The organism is Pseudoxanthomonas sp. GM95, assembly GCF_900109775.1.
Classification (GTDB): Bacteria; Pseudomonadota; Gammaproteobacteria; order Xanthomonadales; family Xanthomonadaceae; genus Pseudoxanthomonas_A.
This window is the reverse complement of sequence record NZ_FOAX01000002.1, coordinates 1,168,903-1,191,891: the sequence shown is the minus strand read 5'-3', so window position 1 is coordinate 1,191,891 and position 22,989 is coordinate 1,168,903. Positions and strand designations below refer to the sequence as shown.

Here is a 22,989-nt window from a genome sequence, read left to right as displayed (position 1 = left end):
GGAGCCAGGCCATGAACACTCCCAAGACACTCGTGGTGATGGGCGTTTCCGCCTCGGGCAAGACCACCGTGTCCAATGTGCTGGGCGCGGAACTGGATTGCCGCGTGCTGGATGCCGACGATCTGCATCCGCCGGAGAACGTCGAGAAGATGCGCGAGGGCATCGCGCTCACTGACGTCGATCGCCTGCCCTGGCTGAAGAAAGTCGCCGCCTGGATCGCCGACCAGAAGGCCGCCGGCGTGGGCGCAGTGGTGTCGTGTTCGGCGTTGAAGCGCCGCTATCGCGACGTGCTGCGCGAGGCCGATCCCGCGCTGTGTTTCATCTGGCTGGACGTGGACCGGCAGACGCTGGAGGCCCGGCTGAAGCACCGGCGCGGCCATTTCATGCCGGCCAGCCTACTCGACGATCAGCTGGCCACGCTGGAGCCGCCAGATGCCGACGAATGCGCGGTGCGCGTGGTGCCGCAGGACACGGTGGACGCCACGGTGGCCGACGCGCTGGCCGGCCTGGCCGAGCTTCGCTGACGCGCAGCTTCAGTCTTCGTCCGGCCAGCGGATCTGCGGCTTGGCCGCTTCCTGGCGCGGCATCGTCACCGCATCCACTGCGGCCCACACCTTCAGCGCATCAACCGTGGCGGCCACATCGTGCACGCGCAGGATCATCGCGCCGCGCTGCGCGGCCACCAGGTGCGCGGCGACAGAGCCGGCCGCACGTTCGGACGGCACGTCGCGCCCGGTCAGCTCGCCGATGCTGCGCTTGCGCGACAGGCCCGCTAGCACCGGCACGCCGAGCTCGGTAAAGCGCTGCAGCTGCGCCAGCAGGGTCATGTTGTGCGCGGTGGTCTTGCCAAAGCCGAAGCCTGGATCGACCACGATCTTCTTCTTGTCGATCCCGCTCATTTCGGCCGCGAAGATGCGCTCGGCCAGGAAGCGATGCACCTCGCCCACCACGTCGTCGTAGTCGGGCGCGTCCTGCATCGACTGCGGCTCGCCGAGCATGTGCATCAGGATCACCGGCACGCCGAGTTCGGCCGCCGCATCGAGCGCACCGTCTTCGCGCAGGCCACGGATGTCGTTGATGAGGCCGGCGCCGGCGGCAACGGCGGCGCGCATCACCTGCGGCTTGAAGGTATCGATGCTGATCGGCAGCGTGGTCTCGCGCGACAGGCGTTCGATCACCGGCACGACGCGGCGCAACTCTTCTTCCAGCGGCACGGCCTGCGCGCCGGGGCGCGTGGATTCGCCACCGATGTCCAGGATGTCGGCGCCCTCGGCGGCCAGTTTCAGGCCGTGCGCCACGGCCGCTTCCAGCGTGTCGTGTGCGCCGCCATCAGAGAACGAATCGGGCGTGATGTTGACGATGCCCATCACCCGCGGGCGATCCAGCCGCAGCACGCGGCCGTTGCAGTCCAGCTGGAGGGAAGTGTCGAACATGGCGCGCTCCGGGCAATTCAGCGAGCGCGCATGATACGCGTCAGGCTTGCGGCGGCTTGCGCTTGGGGAGACCGCAGCGCTGACCACCCTGCTCAAGGCCAGCCAGTAGCGACATCCAGCCTGCGCCAATCCCGGCGCCCATGCCCAGCCACAAGCCCATGTCGCCCGTCGCCGCGCCCAGCGCAGCGCCGAGGGCGATCCCGATCGCCAATGCCACCATCTTTGCGTCGCGCTTCATCATCCCGGCCTCGTGCGTGGACAGGCGGCACGGCGCCGTCCTTGCATCCCGCATGCAGGACAGGACGCATGCGGCCGCAGGATGTGACCACAGGCGGTGACGGGCCGGAAGACCCGGCGTTTCAAGCAGCGCGTCGTTGCCGACCGGATCGCACCCAAAGAAAAGGCCGGAACACGTCCGGCCTTTCTTACGATCAACGGCAGCCTGCGATCAGGTCTGCGCAGCCGGACCGGCGATCGGCGGCAACGGACGCTTGGGCGGCGTGCCACCGCCGTCGTTGTCGCTCTTGGTGCCGGTCTTGGCCCAGCCCATCGGCGGCGGCGGCTCGCGGCCTTCCATCACCGCGTCGATCTGCGGGACGTCGATGGTTTCGTACTCCAGCAGCAGCTTGCCCATCGTGTGCAGCTTGTCGATGTTCTCGGTCAGGATCTTGGTCGTGCGCTGGTAGGCGTTGTCCAGGATCTCGCGGACCACTTCATCGATCTTGCGCGCGGTGTCGTCCGAGACGCTCTTGTGCTGGGTCACCGAACGGCCCAGGAACACTTCGTCGTCTTCCTCGCCATAGGCAATCGGACCCATCTGGTCGCTCAGGCCCCACTTGGTGACCATGTTGCGGGCCATCTTGGTCGCACGCTCGATGTCGTTGGAGGCACCGGTGGTGACCTTGTCCGGCCCGAAGATCAGCTCTTCGGCCACGCGACCGCCGTATAGCGAGCACAGCTGCGATTCGATCGCGGTACGGTTGTAGCTGTACTTGTCGCCTTCGGGCAGGTACATGGTCACGCCCAGCGCGCGACCGCGCGGGATGATCGTGACCTTGTAGACCGGGTCATGCTCGGGCACCAGGCGGCCGACGATGGCGTGGCCGGCCTCGTGATACGCGGTCAGGGTCTTCTCGTCGTCGCTCATGGCCATCGAGCGGCGCTCGGCACCCATCAGGATCTTGTCGCGGGCACGGTCGAAGTGGTCCATGCGGACTTCCTTCTCGTTGCCGCGCGCGGCGAACAGCGCCGCCTCGTTGCAGAGGTTGGCCAGGTCCGCACCGGAGAAACCGGGCGTGCCGCGGGCGATGGTCATCGGCACCACGTCGTCGGCCAGCGGCAGCTTGCGCATGTGGACCTTGAGGATCTGCTCGCGGCCCTTCACGTCCGGCAGGCCAACCACGACCTGGCGGTCGAAACGGCCCGGGCGCAGCAGCGCCGGGTCCAGCACGTCGGGACGGTTGGTCGCGGCGATGATGATCACGCCTTCGCCACCCTCGAAGCCGTCCATCTCGACCAGCAACTGGTTGAGGGTCTGCTCGCGCTCGTCATGACCGCCGCCCAGGCCGGCACCACGATGACGACCGACGGCGTCGATTTCGTCGATGAAGATGATGCACGGCGCGTGCTTCTTGGCCTGCTCGAACATGTCGCGCACGCGGCTGGCACCGACGCCGACGAACATCTCGACGAAGTCGGAACCAGAGATCGAGAAGAACGGCACCTTGGCCTCGCCGGCGATGGCCTTGGCCAGCAGCGTCTTGCCGGTACCGGGCTGACCGACCATCAGCACGCCGCGCGGAATCTTGCCGCCGACCTTCTGGAACTTGGTCGGATCACGCAGGAATTCGACCAGCTCGCCGACTTCTTCCTTGGCCTCGTCGCAACCGGCGACGTCGGCGAAGGTGACTTTGACCTGGTCCTCGCCCTGCAGCTTGGCGCGCGACTTGCCGAAGGACATCGCGCCCTTGGCACCGCCGCCACCGCCCTGCATCTGGCGCATGATGAAGATCCAGAAGCCGATGATCAGGATGACCGGCAGGAAGTTGAGCAGGATCATGCCGAGCGAAATGCCGTTGTCCGGCTTCTCGCGGTTGATCTGCACGCCCTTGTTGATCAGCACGTTGATCAGGCCGTCGTCCTTCGGGCCATAGACCACGCTGGAGGTGCCGTCGCCGCGCTTATAGCTGATCGCGTTGGTGATGCCGTCGCTGTCGTTGGTGAAGTCCACCGAGCTGATCTGCCCGTTGTTCACTTCCTGCAGGAACTGGCTATAGGTGGCCTGCCCGCTTCCCTGGCCTGCGCCCGTGCGCGGCGAGAAGCTCTGGAACACCACCATGAGCACCACCGCCACAACGACCCACAGCAGTAGATTCTTGGTCAAGTCGTTCATCCTCATGGGCCTCGGTATTCCTCTGGCTCTACTACGTTAACGCGAAATTCGTCCCCGGCCCGCGGGCCGGTCTCACTTGGGCTGGATGCGCTTTCCCTGCCCGAGTGCGTAAACCTCCGGCGACCGCTTGCGCGAGGCGTCCGGCTTGCGGATCACCACGCGCTCGTAGCGCCGGCGCATGTCACGGATGTAATCGTCGAACCCCACGCCCTGGAACAACTTGATCAGGAACGCACCGCCGGGTTTGAGGTGGCCGTCGGCGAAATCGATCGCCAGTTCGGCCAGATGCATCATCCTCGGCTGGTCAACCGCATCCACACCGCTCTTATTGGGGGCCATGTCGGAAAGCACAAGGTCTACCTGCTGCCCGCCGAGCATCGCTTCCAGCTGCGATAACACGGCCTGCTCCCTGAAGTCTCCGTGAAGGAATTCGACCCCGGCCAGCGAGGGCATGTCCAGGATGTCCATGGCGATGACGGTCCCGTTATCACCCATGACCTGGCGCACGTATTGGGACCAGCCGCCGGGCGCGGCGCCCAGGTCGACCACGGCCATGCCCGGCTTGAGCAGGCGATCGCGGGCGATCAGCTCCTCCAGCTTGTAGGCCGCGCGCGAGCGCAGGCCCTCCTTCTGCGCCTTTTTGACGTAGGGATCGGCGAAGTGTTCCTTGAGCCAGCGCTGGCTGCTTTGACTGCGTTTGGCCATGGAGAGATGCCAAGCGCGCGGCCTGCGGGGGCCGCGCGGATTCCGAGAGGGGTTGGCGCCCATGATACGCTGAACACCCATCACCGCCCGAAGTCCCGTCTGCATGTCTGTCGTCCTTACCTCTGCCCAGAATCGTTTCCTGCGTGGGCAGGCCCACGGGCTCAAGGCCGTGCTGCAGACCGGTGGCAAGGGGCTGACCGATGCCTTCTTCGCCGAACTGGAAGAAGTGCTGGAGCGCCACGAACTGATCAAGGTCAAGATCGCCGCCGAAGACCGCGAGGCGCGCGACGCCATGATCCAGCAGGTGGCCGAGCGCATGGGCGCGGCGATCGTGCAGCGCATCGGCCACGTGGTCGTGCTGTACCGCCCCAGCCGCGACAAGCGCAACATCGTCCTGCCGCGGGCCTGACCCGCCGCCTGAGTCTGCGGGCCCGGCGGCCGTTGCGAGGTCGCACGCCCGCCACGGAGACCCCATGCAGCTCAACCACGAACGCCCCGATTACGCTTACAGCCTGCGTGCCGCCGACGGCCGCAGCGCCAAGGTGAACGAGCAGGTCCTGGACCGCAGCTTCATCCTGACGCCCGCCTCGCTCCATCCCGACTGGCCGGTGGCCAGCGCCCAGGCACTGGACGCCGAAGGCCTGGCGCCGCTGCTGGCCCTGAACCCGGAAATCGTCCTGCTGGGGACCGGCGCATGCCAGGTGTTTCCGCCCGCCGAGGCCATGGCCGCCTGCCTGACCCGCGGCGTGGGGATCGAGGTCATGACCAACGACGCGGCCGCGCGCACCTTCCACATCCTGGCGGGCGAAGGCCGGCGCGTGGTTGCTGGGTTCATCCTGGGCGCTTAAGTCAGGCAGGTTCGCCGGAACCGAGCAATGAAAAGGCCGGGAATGACCCGGCCTTTTCATTGCAAGCCTCAGAAACTCGCTTACTTCGGCGGCAGATAGCCCTGCGGGTCGACCGGCTTGCCGTTGTAGCGGATCTCGAAGTGCAGCATGTCGCGCGAGGCACCGCTGCGGCCCATTTCGGCGATCTGCTGGCCGGCTTTGACGTTCTGGCCTTCGTTGACCAGGCGCTTGCGGTTGTGGCCGTAGGCCGACAGCCAGGCCTCGCTGTGCTTGACGATGATCAGCTCGCCGTAGCCGACCAGGCCGGCACCGGAATACACCACCACGCCGTCGGCCGAGGCGCGCACGGCGTCGCCGCCGTTGCCGGCGATGTCCACGCCCTGGTTGGCCGCGTCACCGGCGACGAAGCGGCTCACCACCTGGCCATCGGCCGGCCAGCGCCACTTGATATCGCTCTTGACTGGCGCGGCCACGGGCGCGGGCGTCGTGCCGGAGGCCGGCGTGGCCGGACGTCCAGTGGCAATCGTGGTCCCGGCCGGACCGGCCACAGGACGCGCGCCACCGGGCGGATACAGCTTCAGCGACTGCCCCGGATAGATGGTGTACGGCGGTGCGATGCCATTCCAGGCCGCCAGGTCCGAAGCGACGATGCCGTTGTCGCTGGCGATGCGGTACAGGGTCTGGCCGCGCTGGACCGTCGCGCTCTGGCCGTATTTGGGCTCGGAAACCGGGCGCGGCGCGCTGGCCGAGGTCGAACCGCCGGCGCTGCCGCGACTGGACGGACTGCTGGTCGTCCGGGTGACCGTGGTGCTGCAACCGGCCACCAGCAGCGCGATCGCGCTGGCCGCCAGGGCCGACCGCGCCGCACGTCGTTTCAGGGACACCGTCAGGTCCATGCACTTGCTCATCCGTATTTCGCCCTCCACACCAGGTACCCCACCACGCCCACCAGCAACACGCTGGCGATCCAGCCCAGTGGTTCGATCCAGCGCCGCAGCGCCGCTTCCGCACGTTCGCCACCCAGGCGCAGCGCCAGGGCGATCAGGAACACGCGCTTGCCACGCCCCACGATCATGCTGGCGATGAACGGTAGCAGCGGCACTCCGACGATGCCTGAGGCCCACGTAAATATCTTCAGCGGAATCGGCGTGAACCCGGCCAGCACCAGCAGCCAGAACGCGCGCCACGGCGACTCGGCCACCAGCTGGCGCAGGTGTGCGACCTGCCCGTCCACGGCCTCGCGCCAGCCCATCGCATCGATCAGCGGCTGCACCGCCGCGTAGGCAAAGTGGCCCAGCGCATAGCCGACCAGCGCGCCCAGCAGCGAGCCGACCAGGCTGATGCCGGCAAAGGAAAACGCGCGCCTGGGCTGGGCCAGGCACATCGGCGCCAGCATCACTTCCGGCGGCACCGGGAAGAAGATTGCCTCGATGAAGCTCAGCCCGCACAGCAGGCGCGGCGCCTGCCGATGGCGCGACCAGGTGATGGCGCGGGCGTACAACGGTCCGAAGAGCTGCATCAGTCCAGGGTTCCAGACAGGAGGGGGACGAACATCGCCGGCGCCAGCGTGGTCTGCTGCAGCTGGCCGTCGGCGTCCTTGGTGACCTGCACCAGTTCCTGCGACGCCGCGCCGCCGACCGGGGCGACCAGCACGCCGCCGGGCGCGAGTTGTTCGATCAGGGCCGCCACCAGCGCCGGGCCGGCCGCGGTGACGATGATGGCGTCGTAGGGCGCGTGCTCGGGCCAGCCGATGCGGCCGTCGTCGTGCTTGCTGCGCACGTTCATGCCGAGCTGGCGCAGGCGCTTGCGCGCCAGGCGCAGCAGGTCGCCGATGCGCTCGACCGTATAGACCTCCAGCCCAAGCGCGGCAAGCACCGCGGCCTGGTAGCCAGAACCGGTGCCGACTTCCAGCACGGTCTTTGGATTGCGGCCGGCCAGCAGCACCTCGGTCATGCGCGCCACGACCCACGGCTGGGAAATGGTCTGGCTGTGTCCGATCGGCAGCGCGGTGTCTTCGTAGGCGCGCGTGGCCAGCGCCTCGTCGACGAACAGGTGTCGCGGCACGGTGCCGATGGCGTTGAGCACGTTTTCGTCGGCGATGCCGGCTTCGCGCAGGCGCTGGACCAGGCGATCGCGCACGCGCTGGGACGTCATGCCGGAGCCGGCGGCTTCGGCTGGGCGAACGTGAAGCCGTGGCGTCATGCCGCCGGCTCCAGGCTGGCGGTGAGCCCGCCGACCCAGCTGGCGACCGTTTCCAGCGCCTGGTAGCGGGTCAGGTCGACGTGGATCGGCGTGATCGAGATATTGCCGTGGCGCACGGCGTGGAAATCGGTGCCGATGCCGGCGTCCTGCTCCTGCCCGGCCGGCCCGATCCAGTAGACCGTGCCGCCGCGTGGATCGTTCTGCGGCATGCAGGCCTCGGAGCGATGCCGGTTGCCCAGGCGCGTGACTTCGAAGCCCTTGACTTCATCCCACGCCAGGTCGGGCACGTTGACGTTGAGGATGGTGTTGGCCGGCAGCGGATCGGATTTCAGCCGCGCCACGATCTGCACCGCGGCGCGCGCGGCGGTCTCGTAGTGATGGGCAACGTGGTCGCGGGTGACCAGCGACACCGCCACCGCCGGCAGGCCGAGGAAGCGCCCTTCCATCGCCGCTGACACCGTGCCCGAATAGATCACGTCATCGCCCAGATTGGCCGAGTTGTTGATGCCCGAGACCACGATGTCCGGATCGAAATCCAGCATCCCGGTCAGCGCCAGGTGCACGCAGTCGGTGGGCGTGCCGTTGACGCGGATGGTGCGTTCGTCGAGCTGGCGCGTGCGGATCGGCAGGTCCAGGGTCAGCGAGTTGCTGGCGCCGGAGCGATCGCGGTCGGGCGCGACCACCCAGACCTCGTGGCCGGCGGCGCGCAGGCCCTCGGCGAGGATGCGGATGCCGGGGGCGTCGACGCCGTCGTCATTGCTTACAAGTACGCGCACTGAATGTCCTTCGATGATGCCCGCCCGATGATACCGGATCGATCCGGACGCTTCGCCCTTGCGTGCCGCGCGATGCGACGTACCCTGCACGACATGAGTGACGTGCGCGACGAAGACGACGACGCCAGCCTGTTCCGCGAGGCCATCGGCCAGGTGCGGCGCATGGACGATGCGCCGACGCCACCGCGCAAGCCGCGGCCACGCCCGATCGCGCGCATGGCGCAGGCCGATGAACGAGCCGCCGCGAGCGAATTCCGCCAGGCGCTGGAAGCCATGCCGATCGGCGCCGGCGACGTGCTTTCGCACCGCGTCGAGGCGCTGCCGGTGACGTTGTTCAACCGGCTCAAGCGTGGCCAGTTTTCGGTTCAGGACGAATTGGACTTGCACGGCGCCACCGCCGGCCAGGCCGAAACCGCGCTGCGCCTGTTCCTGCGCGAGGCCCAGCGCAGCGGCACCGCCTGCGTGCGCATCGTCCATGGCAAGGGGCTGGGCTCGGATGCGGAGATCCCGGTGCTGAAGAACGTCGTGGACCGGGTGCTGCGCCATCGCAGCGACGTGCTGGCATTCCATTCGGCCGTGCCCGCGCAAGGCGGCACGGGCGCGGTGGTGGTCTTGCTGGCGGCAACGCGCTGAAGCGCTAGCGCGCGTCCAGCCGCCGCCACCACGTCTGCCAGCCCTGGTTACGCACGACGGCACCGGCAGGCGTTCCGCGTAGCAGCAGCCACACGCCCATCACATCGCCAATCGAGATCAGGCCGTTGAGTAGCGACAGCGCGGCCCAGTAACCACTGAACTGTCCAAGCGCCATGCAGAGCATCCACGGCAAGCCAGTGATCACCGACAGCGGCGTGAGCAGGATGAAGATCAATCGGCCACGCGACATTTCGCCCAGATACGCGGCGAACAGCATGCCCTGTGCGGGGATCGCGCCGAGCACCGACTCGCGCCGCGTTCCCGCGCCTGGATGCGCGAGCATATGCAGCAGCTCGTGCACCACCATCATCACTGGCAGACTGAGCAAGGTGGTCCAGGGCGGCACGGTCACCCGTGCATGAGAGGCATCCTGTGCGAACAGCGGCCAGAGCCACGCTCCAACCAACAGCGCGCTCCACGGCAGCGACCACAGCATGGCCCACACCAGAAAGCGTTGTTGGCTGGGCTCATCGAGCGGCGACCAGCGCGCGTCGTCCTGCGGCGTAAAACCTTGTGTCTCCGGGACCCCGTTGTGAAACCGCATCGTCGCCACTCCTTTGGCTTGATCGAACCGGCAATGCAACTTCAGCCGATGCGATTGGCCTCACGCACCGGGCCGAGCTCATGCAGCAGCGCCGTCGCATAGCTACCGGGCATCAGCCCGAAGCGTAGTTCCAGCGTCTGCGCATCCTGCCAGGTCCATTGCAGGTCGGCGGCCTGCTGGCGCAGCGCGCGACGCTCCTGCTTCAGGCGCGCGGCCTCAAGCCCTGCGCGTAGCGCGGGACCGTCGGCTTCGGACAGCACGCGCAGCTCCAGCGCGGCGCATTCACCTTGCGGGCGTAGTTCGCCTTCGCCCCATTGCGGACCGCTGGGATGGATGTCGAACGCATTCAAGCGCTGCGCGAGCGTGTCGTCGAACGGTTCCGGTCCGAACACGCTACGACTGCCCGCCAGCATCCAGACCTCGCCCTCCAGGCCACGCTCCCAGCTGCCGTCGCTCACGCGCGCGGACAGCACGCGATTGAACAGCTCCGAGCGCGCGGCCGAGAGCAGCATGGAGCGCTGCTCGCGCTTGACACGCCGTCCCTCGAACATCGCCAGCGCCTGGTTGACGTTGTTGCCGCCGCGACCAAAGCGCTGCTCGCCGAACCAGTTCGGCAGGCCGCGCGTGGCGATGGCCCGCAGGCGCGCATCGATGGCTGCCTGCTCGCCCTGCACCTGGCGAAGGACCAGCGTGAAGCGATTTCCGGCCAGCGCGCCGCGCGGCAGCTTGCGGTTGTGCCAGGCCGACGCGACAACCTCCAGCTGATCGCTGGCCAGCAGCGCCAGGTCCGGCGCCACGCGCTTGGGCAGGTGCACGCTGAAGCGCTGGGTGGTGACGGCGTGGCGATCCTTCATGCCGGCGTAGCCGATGCCGACCTCGCCGATGCCTGCCCACTGCGCGAGCCTGCGGGCGACATCCGAGGTATTCAGGCCGCGCTTGCGCAGGGTCAGCAGCAGGTGCTCGCCTTCACCGTGGGCGTCGAAGCCATCGACCTCATCGACCTGGAAATCCGCCAGTTCGGTGCGGAACACGGCCTCCAGTACCGGAGGCCCGAACGCCAGCGGAAGACTCACACCCGCACCAGCAGCACGACCGCCTGCGCCGCGATGCCTTCGCCGCGGCCGGTGAAGCCGAGCTTCTCGGTGGTCGTGGCTTTGACGCTCATCGCATCGACGTCGATGCGCAGCACGTCAGCCAGATGCGCGCACATCGCCGCCGCGTGCGGGCCGACCTTGGGCCGTTCGCACAGTACGGTGACGTCGGCATTGCCCACCTGCCAGCCGCGTGCGCGCAGCAGGCCGTCGCAATGACGCAGGAAATCAGTGCTGTCGGCGCCCTTCCACTGCGGATCGCTGGGCGGAAAATGCCGGCCGATATCGCCCAGCGCCAGCGCGCCCAGCATCGCGTCGCACAGCGCATGGATGACCACGTCGCCATCGCTGTGCGCCAGCACCCCGCAGCTGTGCGGCACGCGCACGCCGCCGAGCATCACGTGGTCGCCGTCGGGCGCGAAGGCATGCACATCGACGCCCTGGCCGATGCGGATCTGGGGAACGCTCATGGGATTAGTTTTCCGAAGCCGGCACGCGCAGCGACAGGATGTAGGCGAACCGATCCATGTCTGCAGGCGTGGTGATCTTGAAATTGGTTTCGCTGCCTTCGATCAGCAGCGGGCGCAGGCCCTGGCGCTCCATGGCCATCGATTCGTCGGTGACATCGACGCCGGCGCCGGCGGCCTCGTCCAGCGCGCGGGTCAGCTGCAGGCGCCGGAACATCTGCGGCGTGAGTGCACGCCACAGCCGCTCGCGCGGCTCGGTGCCATCCACGCCACCGTCGTCGCCGGCCCGCTTGAGCGTGTCGCGCACCGGCGCAGCCAGCAGCGCGCCGACCGGATCTTCGCGACCGCGTTCGATCAGCTGCTCCAGGTCGCCATCGGCCAGGTTCGGCCGCGCGGCGTCATGGACCAGTACGAAATCATCGCCGCGCACGTCCTCGGGCAGCACCTGCAGCGCGGCCAGCACCGACGCGGCGCGCGTGCCTCCGCCGACGCAGGCAATGACCGGCTTGCCGTTGAATTCGCTCCAGCCCGGCCACCACGGATCGTCCGCCGAGACGGCCACCACCGCACCTTCGATCAGCGGATGGGCCAGCAGCGTGGACAGCGTCCACGCCAGCACCGGCTGGCCGCCAACCTCCAGGTATTGCTTGGGAATTTCGCTACCGAAGCGCAACCCGCGGCCTGCCGCGGGCACGATCACCCAGACACCGCGCATCAGTTGCCCTCGGCCGCCGCGGCGGTCTGGGCATCGGCAGGATCCTGCGGTGCCGCTTGCGGCACGGCCGGCAAGGCGTTGGCGGCGCCCTGGCCCTCCGGTGTGTCGACCACGCGATAGAACTTCTCGCCCGGCTTGATCATGCCCAACTCGCTGCGGGCACGTTCTTCGACCGCCGCTTCGCCGGACTTGAGGTCTTCCACTTCGGCCGCCAGCGCGGCGTTGCGCTGGTGCAGGCCTTCGTTCTCGCGGGTCTGGCTGGCCACCTGCGCGCGCATGGTGATCACCTCGCCCGAGCTGCCACGGCCGAACCACAGGTGGTACTGCAGGAAGGCCAGCAGTAACACCAGCACCAGCAGCAGCCAGCGCGGCTTGGCCATCTCAGCGCCCCAGGCAAATGGTGAAATGGCCAGGCGTCATCGCGTCAGCTCAGCGCTTAAGCGAGACGAACGCATTGCGGCCGGCGTAGCGCGCACCCTTGCCCAGCGCTTCTTCGATGCGCAGCAGCTGGTTGTACTTGGCCACGCGGTCGCTGCGGCACAGCGAGCCGGTCTTGATCTGGGTGGCGGTGGTTGCCACGGCGATGTCGGCGATGGTGGTGTCTTCGGTCTCGCCTGAGCGGTGCGACACGATCGACGCATAACCGGCGTGGTGGGCCATCGCGATGGCTTCCAGCGTCTCGGTCAGGGTGCCGATCTGGTTGACCTTGATCAGGATGGCGTTGGCGGTCTGCGACTCGATGCCTTCCTTGAAGATCTTCGGGTTGGTGACGAACAGATCGTCGCCCACCAGCTGCACCTTCTTGCCGATGCGGTCGGTCAGCTGCTTCCAGCCGGCCCAATCGTCTTCGGCCATGCCGTCTTCGATGGTGATGATCGGGTACTGCGCGGCCCAGTCGGCCAGGAAGTCGACGAACTGCTCGCTGGTCAGGCGCTTGTTCTCACCGACCAGGTTGTACTTGCCGTTGTCGTGGAACTCCGAGGACGCCACGTCCAGGCCCAGCAGGATGTCTTCACCAGCGGTGTAGCCGGCCTTGCCGATCGCTTCCAGGATGGTGTCCAGCGCTTCGACGTTGCTGCGGAAATCCGGAGCAAAGCCACCTTCGTCGCCCACCGCCGTGCTCAGGCCGTGGCCCTTCAGCACGCTCTTGAGCGCGTGGAAGATCTCGGTGCCGGCACGCAGCGATTCGGAGAACGAATCGAAGCCCACGGGCAGCACCATGAACTCCTGGAAGTCCACGTTGTTATCGGCGTGCGCGCCACCGTTGATGATGTTCATCATCGGCACCGGCAGCTGCACGTCGGACTCGGACGTATCGGCCAGGTGCTGCCACAGCGGCTTCTTGTTGGCTGCGGCCACGGCGTGTGCGTTGGCCAGGGAAACACCGAGCAGCGCATTGGCGCCCAGGCGGCCCTTGTTCTCGGTGCCATCCAGGTCGATCAGGCGACGGTCCAGGCCTTCCTGGTCGGCGGCGTCATAGCCCTTCAGCGCGTCGGCAATCGTGGTGTTGATGTTGGCCACGGCCTTGGACACGCCCTTGCCCAGGTAACGGGTCTTGTCGCCATCGCGCAGTTCCACTGCTTCCTTGGCGCCGGTCGAGGCACCGGACGGCACGGCCGCGCGGCCAAAGGAACCATCGGTGAGCGTGACTTCCGCTTCCAGCGTGGGATTGCCACGGGAGTCGAGGATTTCGCGGGCGTGGATCTTAGTGATCTGCGGCATCGGAACGTCTCTTCCAGTATTGAAGGTTTTGGGACGGCACGCATTGTCCATCAGAAACACATGCCAGTTGAGTCATTGCGAGAACAATTGCGCGTGCATTGACGAGTTGAGAGGCCGGATCGCCTGCAGCCGCCATGCTTCCAAGCCCAAGAATCAGCAGTCGAGCCTGCTCTTCCGGGGTGTTTGAGCCTTCTGCAGCTCGTACGGAAGGGTCAGAACGGCCCAATATCCCGATGGCTTCCTGACGGAAGGCAGAAAATTCAGGGGATGCCGCTAACCTATTCGCAGCGATGGCCGCACTAACTCTGCCTGACTCTATCAACGGCCTCATGCAATCCGACAAAGGTTTGTAAGCACTAAACAACTCGATGTAGAGCTCATTTGTCGACAGCCCTGCTGCAACTCCCGGCTCGCTCACGACAGGAGTCGAGACGGCTGCACCCGTCGCAGCAAACAACAGACTGACTAGTACAGCAGAGCGAGCGACGTACATCGCTCCTCTGACAAACGATCGGCCGATTACGGCCCGATCCGAGCTAGGGGATTCCGGCGAATGACTTCGACCAGAATCCCGAGACATCAAGCGCGTGCTTCCTTGAGCAGCTTGCCGCCGGCCTTGCGCTCGCGTGCGGCGCGGATGAAGCCGACGAACAGCGGATGGCCATCGCGCGGCGTGGACAGGAACTCCGGGTGCGCCTGGCAGGCCAGGTACCACGGGTGCTTGTCGCGCGGCAGTTCGACCATTTCCACCAGCGTGTCGTCCATCGACTTGGCCGAAATCACCAAGCCGGCGTCTTCCAGCTGGGTGCGGTAGCGATTGTTGAACTCGTAGCGATGACGATGACGCTCGGAGACCACGTCGTTGCCGTACATCTCGCGGGCCAGCGTGCCCGGCTTGAGACGCTGTTCCTGCAGGCCAAGGCGCATGGTGCCGCCCAGGTCGGATTTCTCATCGCGCTTTTCCACGTCGCCCGAGCTGGTGCGCCACTCGGTGATCAGGCCGATCACCGGATGCGGGGACTGCTTGTCGTTCTCGGTGCTGTTGGCGCCGTCGAGCTTGCAGATATGGCGGGCGTAATCGACCACCGCCGCCTGCATGCCGTAGCAGATGCCGAAATACGGCACGCCCTGCTCACGCGCGTACTGCGCGGTCAGCACCTTGCCTTCGAACCCGCGATCGCCGAAGCCGCCCGGCACCAAGATGCCGTCGACGCCCTGCAGCGCGTCGGTGCCTTCCTCGATGTCCTGCGATTCCAGCCACTTCAGGTTGACGCGCGTGCGCTGGCGCAGGCCGCCGTGCTTGAGCGCTTCGCCGACGGACTTGTAGGCGTCCTTGTGATCGATGTACTTGCCGACCACGGCGATGGTGACTTCATCGAGCGGATTGACCGTGGCATCGACCGCGGCTTCCCACTCGTGCAGATCGGCTTCCTTCTGCGCCGCCAGGTGCAGGCGGTCGACCACGAACTGGTCCAGACCCTGTTCTTTCAGGTTCAGCGGGATCTTGTAGAGCACGTCCACGTCGCGCAGGGTGATCACCGCGCGCTCGGACACGTTGGTGAACAGCGAGATCTTGCGACGCTCGCCATCGGGGATTTCCTGCTCGGACCGGCACAGCAGCACGTCGGGCTGGATGCCGATCGAACGCAGTTCCTTGACCGAGTGCTGGGTCGGCTTGGTCTTCAGCTCGCCGGCGGCGGCGATGTACGGCACCAGGGTCAGGTGCATGAAGACGGCCTTCTCCGGGCCGCGCTCGGCGCGGATCTGGCGGATCGCCTCCAGGAACGGCAGCGATTCGATGTCGCCCACGGTGCCGCCGATCTCGATCAGGCCCACATCGAAGCCGGCAGTGGCCTCGTCGATGCTGCGCTTGATCTCGTCGGTGATGTGCGGGATGACCTGCACGGTCGCGCCCAGGTAGTCGCCGCGGCGTTCCTTGCGGATCACGTTTTCGTAGATGCGGCCGGTGGTGACCGAGTTCTTGCGGCTCAGGCGCGTGCGCACGAAGCGCTCGTAGTGGCCGAGGTCGAGGTCGGTCTCGGCGCCGTCGTCGGTGACGTAGACCTCGCCGTGCTGGAACGGGCTCATGGTGCCCGGGTCGACGTTGATGTACGGGTCCAGCTTCATCATCGTGACCTTCAGGCCACGCGATTCGAGGATGGACGCCAGCGACGCGGCGGCGATGCCTTTGCCCAGCGAGGACACCACGCCGCCGGTCACGAAAATCAGGGGAGTCATGGATCGGGGCTCCTGGAAAGCCATAGTTTACCGGGTGCGGCGGCTGCGGCCAAACGGCGCGATGCATCTGCCGTTCCGCCAGTCGGGGTTGGACGAACAAAAAAACGCACGCCCCAGCGAGTGGGGCGTGCGCGTGGACCTGCTGGAAACGCCGCGGTTACTGCTTGCGCGGGGCTTCTTCTTCCTCTTCTTCCCGCGGGGCCGAGCCGGCCGAGGCCTGACCCTGCTTCTTCAGGCGCTGCTCGTTGGCGGCGCGGCGTTCAGCGCGCTTCTCGGCTTCGCTGCGGGTGTCTTCGGCCTTGGCCGGACCGGAGGTGGCCGCCTTGCTTTCAGCCTGCGAACCACCGGAGGCGGCCAGCGCGACGGCGGCGGTGGACAGCGCGGCAACGGCGCCAGCCAGCAGCAATACGGTTCGGGATTTCATGGTGACTCCTGGTAAGGAACCGGGTGGGACTGCAGCGGCGCACAACGCGCCTGCAGCGCAACAAAGCCTACTCGCCGCGGTTTAGCGCGCCCTGAATGCGGGCGCCGGCGCCCAAGCACCGTCTCATTCCAGTGCGTCCAGCCGTTCGCGCAGCTGCCGGACCCGGGCTGCATCGGTGCGCCAGAAGCCGGGCGACAAGCCTACCGGGGCCGCCGCGCCCTGGCCTTCCATCAGCGCCCTGGCCGAGGCATGGAATTCGCGCACGCCGGCCTGCGACGCAAGCGCTTCCAGGGTCTCCACGGCCACGCCCGCCCCGGCCATGACCGCGATCCGCCCCGCGGACTGGGCCACGCAGCGGCCGATCAGCGCCGCACCTTCCGGCGCGCTGTCGGCCTGGCCCGAGGTCAGCAGCCGCTCGCAGCCCAGGCCGATCACCGCCTCCAACGCCGCGACCGGATCAGGCGTGCAATCGAAAGCGCGATGGAACGTCACGCCCAGCGTGCCGGCGGACTGCATCAGCGCCGCGCAGCCGGCCACATCGACCGCGCCGCCCGCCTCCAGCGCGCCCAGCACCACGCCGTCGCAGCCCAATCGGACGCACAGCTCCACATCGCGCTGCATGACCTCCCATTCGGCCGGCGAGTAGACGAAATCACCGCCACGCGGGCGGATCAGCACGTACAGCGGGATCCGCAGGCGGTCGCGCGCCAGGGCCAGTGTGCCGTAGGACGGCGTGCAGCCGCCCTCGCCCAGGTTCTCGCACAGCTCGACTCGGTCGGCGCCGCCGGCCTGGGCCGCCAGCGCCGATTCCAGCGAATTGGCGGCGATTTCCAGCACGCGCCGCGTGCCGCCCGGTCGAATCGACATCGCGCTCAGTACTTCTCGGTCGTATAGATCGCCTGCGAGCTCAGCAGCGCATCCTGCTTGCCGCTGTCGCAGACCGCGTAGGAAAAGCCCTTGTGCAGCGCAAACGCCCCGACTTCGCCCTGCTTGTTCATGGCCAGGAAGCACACCTGCAGCTCCTTGCTGGCTTCCGGACGCTTGTGCACCACGCGCGCGATCGCCTCGCGGCAGGCGTCGGCCGGCGAATGGCCTTGGCGCATCAGTTCCACCACCAGGAAGCTGCCAACGTTGCGGATCATCTCCTCGCCCACGCCGGAAGCCGTGGCGCCGCCGACGTCGTTGTCCACGTACAGGCCCGCACCGATGATCGGGCTGTCGCCGACCCGGCCGTGCATCTTCCAGGCCATGCCGCTGGTGGTGCAGGCGCCGGCCATGTGGCCGTTGGCATCGATGGCCAGCATGCCGATGGTGTCGTGATTCTCTTTATTGCCGGGCAGCTTGCGCTGCTCGATGTTGATCTCGGGCTTGTACTGGGCGGTCTTGAGCCATTCGCGCCAGGCTTTTTCGGCCTCGGGCGTGCGCAGGGACTGCGCCTTGAAGCCCTCGCTGATGGCGAACTGGCGGGCGCCGTCGCCGACCAGCATCACGTGCGGGGTCTTTTCCATCACCCGGCGCGCAACCGAAATGGGATGGTCGATGTCCTCGATCGCCGCGACCGAGCCGCAGCGGCCGTCGCCGTCCATGATGCAGGCGTCCAGGGTCACGTAGCCGTCGCGATCGGGATAGCCGCAGCGGCCGACGGTGGAATTGCACTGGCCGGTTTCGGCCCAGCGCGCGCCGGCTTCGACCGCATCCAGCGCGCTGCCGCCCTTGCCCAGCACGGTCCAGGCCGCGGCATTGGCCGGCACGCCGAAGTCCCAGGTCGAGGCCACGCGGGCGCCGCTGGGCGTGGTGGCCGCGCGGACCTTGGGCAGCGCGGTCGCACCGGCGGCCAGGAGCGAGGTCTGCAGGAAACTGCGACGTGAGGGCATGCGAGATCCTTGGGATGTGGGGGTGTTGGGGAGGAACTAGACCGCAGTGAAGCGCAAACCGTTGGCTTCGTGCCAGGCCGCCGCGCCGATCACGCCCAACCAGCCGTGGTCGATGCAGAACACCGGCACCTGGCGCAGCGCCGGTGCCAGGACGCCCTTGTCCAGGAAGCGCTGCATGAAACCGCCGCGCTGCAGGTAATGGCCGATGTGCCCGGCGATGCCGCCGGCCAGGTAGACCGATTTGGCGCAGAAGGTGATGGCCAGATCGCCGGCGTAGCTGCCCAGCCAGGCGCAGAACACTTCCAGGCAGTGCAGCGCGATCGGGTCATCGCCCGCATCGGCCGCGGCGACCACTTCGGCCGGCAGGGTCCAGCGCGGCGCGACGCCTTCGCGGCGGCACAGCGCTCCGTACAGGGTCATCAGGCCGGTGCCGGACAGGATGCGCTCGGCATCGACATGGGCGAACTGCTGCTGCAGGCCTTGCAGGATCTCCATTTCCAGCGGATTGCCCGCCGTTAGCGCGGCATGGCCGGCCTCGCTGGGCAGCACGCGGTAGCCGGACGGATCGGAGACCAGCAACGCCGCGCCCAGGCCGGTCCCCGGGCCGAGCAGCAGCGCCGGCAGCTCGGCCAGTTCCACATCAGCCGCGTGCAGCGCGGTCATCTGGGTCTGCGAGACCTGCGGCAGTGCCCAGGCCAGCGCCTGAAAATCGTTGATCAGCTCCAGCGTGGACAAGCCTGCCTCTTCGCGGGTCGCGGCCAGCGACACCGACCAAGGCAGATTGCTGTTGAGCAGGACGTCACCCTGCAGTACGCCAGCAATGGCAACCACGGCCGCGACTGGCCGTGCGCCCAGGCTTTCGGCCTTGAGTTCTTCGCCGAACCGGCGCAGCACCGCGGCCAGGCTGGGGAAGTCGGCACAGGCGTAGCGGCGCTGGCCGATGATTTCCGGCGCCTCACTGCACCCACGGGCCAGGCCGAGCCGTGCAAAGGTGCCGCCCACATCCGCGGCGATGAACGCACCGACGCTGTCGTCTTTCAAATCGCCCGCATGACGCGGCGCGGTCGTGTCCACCACCCGTGACTTCTCCTGTGTGCTGGTGTCGCGCCAGGCGCCGCGCGCCGGGCTTGGCACGCAGACCGGCTGGGCGCGCCGCCGTGGCCCGATTGTATCGGCCAAGCGCGGCCTGCATGGTGCGACGCCTGCCAAGCACGCCGGCGTCGCACCGCTTGCGCCACGGGCAACGGCCGTCACAAGCGTGCAAAAGCCCGCCCCAGACCGCACACTTGCCCGCCTTCGTGGCCTCCACACGACCTGACTGCACGCATGAATACCCGCTACAACGCCGCCGATATCGAAGTCCTCTCCGGCCTGGATCCGGTCAAGCGCCGCCCCGGCATGTACACCGACACCGCGCGCCCGAACCACCTGGCGCAGGAAGTCATCGACAACTCGGTCGACGAAGCCCTGGGCGGCCACGCCAAGATGGTGGAAGTGACCATCTTCAAGGACGGCAGTGTCGAGGTGTCCGACGATGGCCGCGGCATGCCGGTGGACATCCACCCGGAAGAGAAGATCCCCGGCGTCGAGCTGATCCTCACGCGCCTGCATGCCGGCGGCAAGTTCAACAACAACAACTACACCTTCTCCGGCGGCCTGCACGGCGTGGGCGTGAGCGTGGTCAATGCGCTCTCGACGCTGGTGGAAATCCACATCAAGCGCGACGGCAGCGAACACCGCATCACCTTCGAAAACGGCGACCGCGCCAGCCCGCTGGAAGTGGTCGGCAGCGTCGGCAAGAAGAACACCGGCACCCGCGTGCATTTCTGGCCGGACCCGAAGTATTTCGATACGCCCAAGATCAACGTACGCGCCCTGCGTCACTTACTGCGCGCCAAGGCCGTGCTGTGCCCGGGCCTGACGGTGAAGCTGTTCGACGAAGCCACCGGCGAGCGCGACACCTGGTTCTTTGAAGACGGCCTGCGCGACTACCTCAAGGGCGAGATGGGCGAGCGCGAGCTGCTGCCCGCACAGCTGTTTGTCGGCACGCTGAAGAAGGAAACCGAGATCGTCGACTGGGCCGCGGCCTGGGTGCCCGAAGGCGAGCTGGTCCAGGAAAGCTACGTCAACCTGATCCCTACCGCCCAGCACGGCACCCACGTCAACGGCCTGCGCTCGGGCCTGACCGATGCGCTGCGCGAGTTCTGCGACTTCCGCAACCTGCTGCCGCGCAACGTCAAGCTGGCCCCGGAAGACGTCTGGGACCGCGTCACCTTCGTGCTGTCGTTGAAGATGACCGATCCGCAGTTCTCCGGGCAGACCAAGGAACGCCTGTCCTCGCGCCAGGCCGCCGGCTTCATCGAAGGCGCCGCGCACGATGCCTTCAGCCTGTGGCTCAACCAGCACGTCGAGATCGGCCTACAGATCGCGCAGCTGGCCATCGACCGCGCCAGCGCGCGGCTCAAGACCGAAAAGCAGATCGTCCGCAAGAAGATCACCTCCGGCCCGGCCCTGCCCGGCAAGCTGGCCGACTGCATCAGCCAGGACCTCTCGCGTACCGAACTGTTTCTGGTCGAGGGCGACTCGGCCGGCGGCAGCGCCAAGCAGGCGCGCGACAAGGATTTCCAGGCGATCCTGCCGCTGCGCGGCAAGATCCTCAACACCTGGGAAGTGGCCTCAGGCAGCGTCCTGGCCTCGGAAGAAGTCCACAACCTGGCCATCGCCATCGGTTGCGACCCGGGCAAGGACGATATCTCCGGCCTGCGCTACGGCAAGGTCGTGGTCCTGGCCGATGCCGACTCGGACGGCCTGCACATCGCCACCCTGCTGAGCGCCCTGTTCCTCAAGCATTTCCCGGCGCTGGTCGCGGCCGGGCACGTGTTCGTGGCGATGCCGCCGCTGTTCCGCGTGGACGTGGGCAAGCAAGTGTTCTACGCGCTGGACGAGGAAGAAAAGCGCCTGCTGATGGAAAAGATCGCGCGCGAGAAGATCAAGGGCCAGGTCAACGTCACCCGCTTCAAGGGCCTAGGCGAGATGAACCCCTCGCAGCTGCGCGAGTCGGCGATCCACCCCGACACCCGCCGCCTGGTCCAGCTGACCGTGGCCGACGGCGACGACACCCACGGCCTGATGGACATGCTGCTGGCCAAGAAGCGCGCGGGCGATCGCAAGACGTGGCTGGAAACCAAGGGCGATCTGGCTTCACTGGAAGTCTGATCCCAAACGCTTGACCCACCCGAAATCGCCGCCTGATCCGCGGCGATCGAGTCAGTGCGCGCGCTGCAGCGTGCTTTCCTCGTACGGCTGCACCACCACCCAGCCTTCGCCGGCAAAACGCAGCTGCACGCTTTCGCCCGAGCCGCGGCCCAGCAGTGTGCCCAGGCTGATATCGGTGACGATCTCGGGCGTCAGCCCGCCCGACCAGGCCACCGTCGCATTGGGGTCGGTGAACACCGGCCCGGTGTCGCGCGTGACCGGCAGGGTCAGCGGCTCGTAGTGCGAGGTGATCGCCACGATGCCGTGGCCGGACAGGCGCATGTTGAACAGCCCGCCCGAGAGCATCCCGGCGACCTTGCGCATCATCGTGATGCGCGACTCGATGCCGGCCTCGACCGCCAGCACGTCGTTGCCGTTGACGTAGATCGATTCGCCAGCCAGGCGCAACAGGGTGATCTTCTTGCCCTTGTCGGCCAGGTACACGCGGCCCTGGCCCTCGACCTTCATCAATTGCAGGCCTTCGCCGCTGGCCATCTTCTTCAGCAAGGTGCCTAGGCCCTGTTCCAGCATGCCCTGGCGGGTGAACTTGACCCCGCCCAGGCGCGCGACCATCGACCCGGCCTTGGCCCAGACCAGGCCGTTGAGGCGCACCTCCAGCAGGTGCGGGCTTTCCAGCTCGAAGGCCTCACCGGTCACGTCCTTCTCGGACGAGGCGGCCACGAACTGCTGCAGGGTGCGGACGGCCATATGCGGATCCATGCTGGGGTTGATGAGCGGATCTTAAGCGTCGACCGGTGATTTCCGTTGGATCGCATCGATCGAACCTGACGCGGTCACGCGCGTCGGCTAGACTGGTCGACGTTTGCTCACACGCCCAAAGAGGCCACCCCCGATGACCGCGCCCCTCGCCTATCGCCGCATCCTGCTGAAACTTTCCGGGGAGGCGTTGATGGGATCTGAGGATTACGGCATCGATCCCAAGGTCATCGGCCGCATCGCCCGTGAAATCATCGAGGCCCGCGATGCCGGCGCCGAAGTCGCGCTGGTGATCGGCGGCGGCAACATCTTCCGCGGCGCCGGCCTGGCCGCCGGCGGCATGGACCGCGTCACCGGCGACCAGATGGGCATGCTGGCCACGGTCATCAACGCGCTGGCCATGCAGGACGCACTGGAAAAGCTTGGCGCCAAGGTCCGCGTGATGAGCGCGCTGAAGATCAATGACGTGTGCGAGGACTACATCCGCCGCCGCGCCGTGCGCCACCTGGAAAAGGGCCGCATCGCGATCTTCGCCGCCGGCACCGGCAACCCGTTCTTTACCACCGACTCCGGTGCGGCCCTGCGCGCGATCGAGATCGAGGCCGACCTGCTGCTCAAGGCGACCAAGGTCGACGGCGTCTACGACAAGGACCCGCGCAAGTTCCCCGACGCCAAGCGCTTCGACAAGCTGACCTACGACGAGGTGCTGGGCCGCGGCCTGGAAGTGATGGACACCGCCGCCTTCGCCCTGTGCCGCGACAGCGCCGTGCCGCTGCGCATCTACGACCTGTCGGTGCCGGGCAATCTGATGAACATCCTGCGTGGCGAGAACATCGGCACGCTGGTCGAGGGCCGCGGCTGAATCCACCTGGGCGCGCCACGCGCCCTGTAAT

Annotated in this window: 27 protein-coding genes; 6 read left to right on the top strand and 21 right to left on the bottom strand. The window is 67.2% G+C overall.

What is annotated here, in order from left to right; all coding sequences use genetic code 11:
- Nucleotides 1–11 precede the first annotated feature (11 nt).
- Nucleotides 12–524, top strand: coding sequence for a gluconokinase (locus tag BMZ17_RS13335; protein ID WP_254775296.1), 513 nt, complete (start codon nt 12–14; stop codon nt 522–524).
- A 9-nt stretch (nt 525–533) separates the two neighbouring features.
- Here the strand turns inward: BMZ17_RS13335 and folP are convergent, their stop codons facing one another.
- The 4 genes from folP to rlmE form a co-directional block, all read right to left on the bottom strand.
- Nucleotides 534–1,433 (bottom strand): dihydropteroate synthase, encoded by a 900-nt coding sequence (folP, locus tag BMZ17_RS13330; RefSeq protein WP_093139037.1) that lies wholly within the window; start codon nt 1,431–1,433, stop codon nt 534–536.
- Between the two features lie 40 nt (nt 1,434–1,473).
- Nucleotides 1,474–1,671 carry a hypothetical protein gene (locus BMZ17_RS13325; RefSeq protein WP_175485531.1) on the bottom strand — a complete coding sequence of 66 codons (198 nt, stop codon included), beginning with the start codon at nt 1,669–1,671 and terminating at the stop codon, nt 1,474–1,476.
- Between the two features lie 210 nt (nt 1,672–1,881).
- A complete protein-coding gene (ftsH, locus tag BMZ17_RS13320; RefSeq protein WP_175485579.1) occupies nt 1,882–3,825 on the bottom strand; it encodes an ATP-dependent zinc metalloprotease FtsH in 1,944 nt (647 codons plus the stop codon).
- Nucleotides 3,826–3,897: 72 nt separating this feature from the next.
- Entirely contained in the window at nt 3,898–4,530 is a 633-nt protein-coding gene (gene rlmE / locus BMZ17_RS13315; protein WP_093139034.1) for a 23S rRNA (uridine(2552)-2'-O)-methyltransferase RlmE, read from the bottom strand.
- 103 nt (nt 4,531–4,633) lie between these two features.
- Here rlmE and yhbY point away from each other — a divergent pair, with 103 nt between their 5' ends.
- A complete protein-coding gene (gene yhbY / locus BMZ17_RS13310) occupies nt 4,634–4,939 on the top strand; it encodes a ribosome assembly RNA-binding protein YhbY (protein WP_093139033.1) in 306 nt (101 codons plus the stop codon).
- Between the two features lie 64 nt (nt 4,940–5,003).
- Complete coding sequence (locus tag BMZ17_RS13305) at nt 5,004–5,378, top strand: Mth938-like domain-containing protein (protein ID WP_093139032.1); 375 nt, start codon at nt 5,004–5,006, stop codon at nt 5,376–5,378.
- 80 nt (nt 5,379–5,458) lie between these two features.
- On the opposite strand, the gene BMZ17_RS13300 is transcribed toward BMZ17_RS13305, so the two are convergent.
- The 4 genes from BMZ17_RS13300 to surE are packed head-to-tail and all read right to left on the bottom strand — an operon-like array spanning nt 5,459 to nt 8,356.
- Nucleotides 5,459–6,274, bottom strand: a complete 816-nt coding sequence (locus BMZ17_RS13300; protein WP_254775328.1) for a peptidoglycan DD-metalloendopeptidase family protein — start codon at nt 6,272–6,274, stop codon at nt 5,459–5,461.
- Nucleotides 6,275–6,282: 8 nt separating this feature from the next.
- Nucleotides 6,283–6,897, bottom strand: coding sequence for a YqaA family protein (locus BMZ17_RS13295; RefSeq protein WP_093139030.1), 615 nt, complete (start codon nt 6,895–6,897; stop codon nt 6,283–6,285).
- Complete coding sequence (locus tag BMZ17_RS13290; RefSeq protein WP_093139029.1) at nt 6,897–7,580, bottom strand: protein-L-isoaspartate(D-aspartate) O-methyltransferase; 684 nt, start codon at nt 7,578–7,580, stop codon at nt 6,897–6,899. The genes BMZ17_RS13295 and BMZ17_RS13290 overlap by 1 nt, the downstream gene beginning before the upstream one ends.
- Nucleotides 7,577–8,356, bottom strand: a complete 780-nt coding sequence (gene surE / locus BMZ17_RS13285) for a 5'/3'-nucleotidase SurE (RefSeq protein WP_093139763.1) — start codon at nt 8,354–8,356, stop codon at nt 7,577–7,579. The genes BMZ17_RS13290 and surE overlap by 4 nt, the downstream gene beginning before the upstream one ends.
- Before the next feature lie 93 nt (nt 8,357–8,449).
- Here surE and BMZ17_RS13280 point away from each other — a divergent pair, with 93 nt between their 5' ends.
- The gene (locus BMZ17_RS13280; protein WP_093139028.1) at nt 8,450–8,989 is read left to right on the top strand and encodes a Smr/MutS family protein; all 540 of its coding nucleotides are present in this window, start codon (nt 8,450–8,452) and stop codon (nt 8,987–8,989) included.
- 4 nt (nt 8,990–8,993) lie between these two features.
- On the opposite strand, the gene BMZ17_RS13275 is transcribed toward BMZ17_RS13280, so the two are convergent.
- From BMZ17_RS13275 to glk, 12 genes are all read right to left on the bottom strand, one after another.
- Nucleotides 8,994–9,593 (bottom strand): DUF3267 domain-containing protein, encoded by a 600-nt coding sequence (locus tag BMZ17_RS13275; protein WP_093139027.1) that lies wholly within the window; start codon nt 9,591–9,593, stop codon nt 8,994–8,996.
- 41 nt (nt 9,594–9,634) lie between these two features.
- Nucleotides 9,635–10,666, bottom strand: coding sequence for a tRNA pseudouridine(13) synthase TruD (gene truD / locus BMZ17_RS13270; protein ID WP_093139026.1), 1,032 nt, complete (start codon nt 10,664–10,666; stop codon nt 9,635–9,637).
- Nucleotides 10,663–11,154 (bottom strand): 2-C-methyl-D-erythritol 2,4-cyclodiphosphate synthase, encoded by a 492-nt coding sequence (ispF, locus tag BMZ17_RS13265; protein ID WP_093139025.1) that lies wholly within the window; start codon nt 11,152–11,154, stop codon nt 10,663–10,665. Before ispF ends, truD begins: the two co-directional genes overlap by 4 nt.
- Before the next feature lie 4 nt (nt 11,155–11,158).
- Nucleotides 11,159–11,869 (bottom strand): 2-C-methyl-D-erythritol 4-phosphate cytidylyltransferase, encoded by a 711-nt coding sequence (gene ispD / locus BMZ17_RS13260; protein ID WP_175485619.1) that lies wholly within the window; start codon nt 11,867–11,869, stop codon nt 11,159–11,161.
- On the bottom strand, nt 11,866–12,246 hold the full coding sequence (gene ftsB, locus BMZ17_RS13255) for a cell division protein FtsB (protein ID WP_093139023.1): 381 nt from the start codon (nt 12,244–12,246) through the stop codon (nt 11,866–11,868). The genes ispD and ftsB overlap by 4 nt, the downstream gene beginning before the upstream one ends.
- 49 nt (nt 12,247–12,295) lie before the next feature.
- Nucleotides 12,296–13,588, bottom strand: coding sequence for a phosphopyruvate hydratase (gene eno, locus BMZ17_RS13250; protein ID WP_093139022.1), 1,293 nt, complete (start codon nt 13,586–13,588; stop codon nt 12,296–12,298).
- Entirely contained in the window at nt 13,572–14,006 is a 435-nt protein-coding gene (locus tag BMZ17_RS20965) for a hypothetical protein (RefSeq protein WP_139202919.1), read from the bottom strand. Before BMZ17_RS20965 ends, eno begins: the two co-directional genes overlap by 17 nt.
- A gap of 161 nt (nt 14,007–14,167) precedes the next feature.
- Nucleotides 14,168–15,826 carry a CTP synthase gene (locus tag BMZ17_RS13245; protein ID WP_093139021.1) on the bottom strand — a complete coding sequence of 553 codons (1,659 nt, stop codon included), beginning with the start codon at nt 15,824–15,826 and terminating at the stop codon, nt 14,168–14,170.
- Nucleotides 15,827–15,983: 157 nt separating this feature from the next.
- Nucleotides 15,984–16,250: a hypothetical protein gene (locus tag BMZ17_RS13240; protein ID WP_139202917.1), complete on the bottom strand. Its 267-nt coding sequence runs from the start codon at nt 16,248–16,250 to the stop codon at nt 15,984–15,986.
- A gap of 123 nt (nt 16,251–16,373) precedes the next feature.
- Nucleotides 16,374–17,117, bottom strand: a complete 744-nt coding sequence (locus BMZ17_RS13235) for a copper homeostasis protein CutC (protein WP_093139019.1) — start codon at nt 17,115–17,117, stop codon at nt 16,374–16,376.
- A gap of 5 nt (nt 17,118–17,122) precedes the next feature.
- Nucleotides 17,123–18,124 (bottom strand): N(4)-(beta-N-acetylglucosaminyl)-L-asparaginase, encoded by a 1,002-nt coding sequence (locus BMZ17_RS13230; RefSeq protein WP_093139018.1) that lies wholly within the window; start codon nt 18,122–18,124, stop codon nt 17,123–17,125.
- A 36-nt stretch (nt 18,125–18,160) separates the two neighbouring features.
- Nucleotides 18,161–19,303, bottom strand: coding sequence for a glucokinase (gene glk / locus BMZ17_RS13225; protein WP_254775295.1), 1,143 nt, complete (start codon nt 19,301–19,303; stop codon nt 18,161–18,163).
- A 147-nt stretch (nt 19,304–19,450) separates the two neighbouring features.
- Here glk and parE point away from each other — a divergent pair, with 147 nt between their 5' ends.
- On the top strand, nt 19,451–21,340 hold the full coding sequence (gene parE, locus BMZ17_RS13220) for a DNA topoisomerase IV subunit B (protein ID WP_093139017.1): 1,890 nt from the start codon (nt 19,451–19,453) through the stop codon (nt 21,338–21,340).
- 51 nt (nt 21,341–21,391) lie between these two features.
- Here the strand turns inward: parE and BMZ17_RS13215 are convergent, their stop codons facing one another.
- Nucleotides 21,392–22,087: an AIM24 family protein gene (locus tag BMZ17_RS13215; RefSeq protein ID WP_093139016.1), complete on the bottom strand. Its 696-nt coding sequence runs from the start codon at nt 22,085–22,087 to the stop codon at nt 21,392–21,394.
- Between the two features lie 145 nt (nt 22,088–22,232).
- On the opposite strand from BMZ17_RS13215, the gene pyrH reads away from it, so the two are divergent.
- Nucleotides 22,233–22,958 carry a UMP kinase gene (gene pyrH / locus BMZ17_RS13210; RefSeq protein WP_093139015.1) on the top strand — a complete coding sequence of 242 codons (726 nt, stop codon included), beginning with the start codon at nt 22,233–22,235 and terminating at the stop codon, nt 22,956–22,958.
- Nucleotides 22,959–22,989: the final 31 nt, after the last annotated feature.

Coding starts and splice junctions, on each gene's coding strand:
- BMZ17_RS13335 (WP_254775296.1), top strand. CDS start 12: ATGAACACTCCCAAGACACTCGTGGTGATGGGCGTTTCCGCCTCGGGC.
- folP (WP_093139037.1), bottom strand. CDS start 1,433: ATGTTCGACACTTCCCTCCAGCTGGACTGCAACGGCCGCGTGCTGCGG.
- BMZ17_RS13325 (WP_175485531.1), bottom strand. CDS start 1,671: ATGAAGCGCGACGCAAAGATGGTGGCATTGGCGATCGGGATCGCCCTC.
- ftsH (WP_175485579.1), bottom strand. CDS start 3,825: ATGAACGACTTGACCAAGAATCTACTGCTGTGGGTCGTTGTGGCGGTG.
- rlmE (WP_093139034.1), bottom strand. CDS start 4,530: ATGGCCAAACGCAGTCAAAGCAGCCAGCGCTGGCTCAAGGAACACTTC.
- yhbY (WP_093139033.1), top strand. CDS start 4,634: ATGTCTGTCGTCCTTACCTCTGCCCAGAATCGTTTCCTGCGTGGGCAG.
- BMZ17_RS13305 (WP_093139032.1), top strand. CDS start 5,004: ATGCAGCTCAACCACGAACGCCCCGATTACGCTTACAGCCTGCGTGCC.
- BMZ17_RS13300 (WP_254775328.1), bottom strand. CDS start 6,274: ATGGACCTGACGGTGTCCCTGAAACGACGTGCGGCGCGGTCGGCCCTG.
- BMZ17_RS13295 (WP_093139030.1), bottom strand. CDS start 6,897: ATGCAGCTCTTCGGACCGTTGTACGCCCGCGCCATCACCTGGTCGCGC.
- BMZ17_RS13290 (WP_093139029.1), bottom strand. CDS start 7,580: ATGACGCCACGGCTTCACGTTCGCCCAGCCGAAGCCGCCGGCTCCGGC.
- BMZ17_RS13280 (WP_093139028.1), top strand. CDS start 8,450: ATGAGTGACGTGCGCGACGAAGACGACGACGCCAGCCTGTTCCGCGAG.
- BMZ17_RS13275 (WP_093139027.1), bottom strand. CDS start 9,593: ATGCGGTTTCACAACGGGGTCCCGGAGACACAAGGTTTTACGCCGCAG.
- ispF (WP_093139025.1), bottom strand. CDS start 11,154: ATGAGCGTTCCCCAGATCCGCATCGGCCAGGGCGTCGATGTGCATGCC.
- ftsB (WP_093139023.1), bottom strand. CDS start 12,246: ATGGCCAAGCCGCGCTGGCTGCTGCTGGTGCTGGTGTTACTGCTGGCC.
- eno (WP_093139022.1), bottom strand. CDS start 13,588: ATGCCGCAGATCACTAAGATCCACGCCCGCGAAATCCTCGACTCCCGT.
- BMZ17_RS13245 (WP_093139021.1), bottom strand. CDS start 15,826: ATGACTCCCCTGATTTTCGTGACCGGCGGCGTGGTGTCCTCGCTGGGC.
- BMZ17_RS13240 (WP_139202917.1), bottom strand. CDS start 16,250: ATGAAATCCCGAACCGTATTGCTGCTGGCTGGCGCCGTTGCCGCGCTG.
- BMZ17_RS13235 (WP_093139019.1), bottom strand. CDS start 17,117: ATGTCGATTCGACCGGGCGGCACGCGGCGCGTGCTGGAAATCGCCGCC.
- BMZ17_RS13230 (WP_093139018.1), bottom strand. CDS start 18,124: ATGCCCTCACGTCGCAGTTTCCTGCAGACCTCGCTCCTGGCCGCCGGT.
- parE (WP_093139017.1), top strand. CDS start 19,451: ATGAATACCCGCTACAACGCCGCCGATATCGAAGTCCTCTCCGGCCTG.
- BMZ17_RS13215 (WP_093139016.1), bottom strand. CDS start 22,087: ATGGCCGTCCGCACCCTGCAGCAGTTCGTGGCCGCCTCGTCCGAGAAG.
- pyrH (WP_093139015.1), top strand. CDS start 22,233: ATGACCGCGCCCCTCGCCTATCGCCGCATCCTGCTGAAACTTTCCGGG.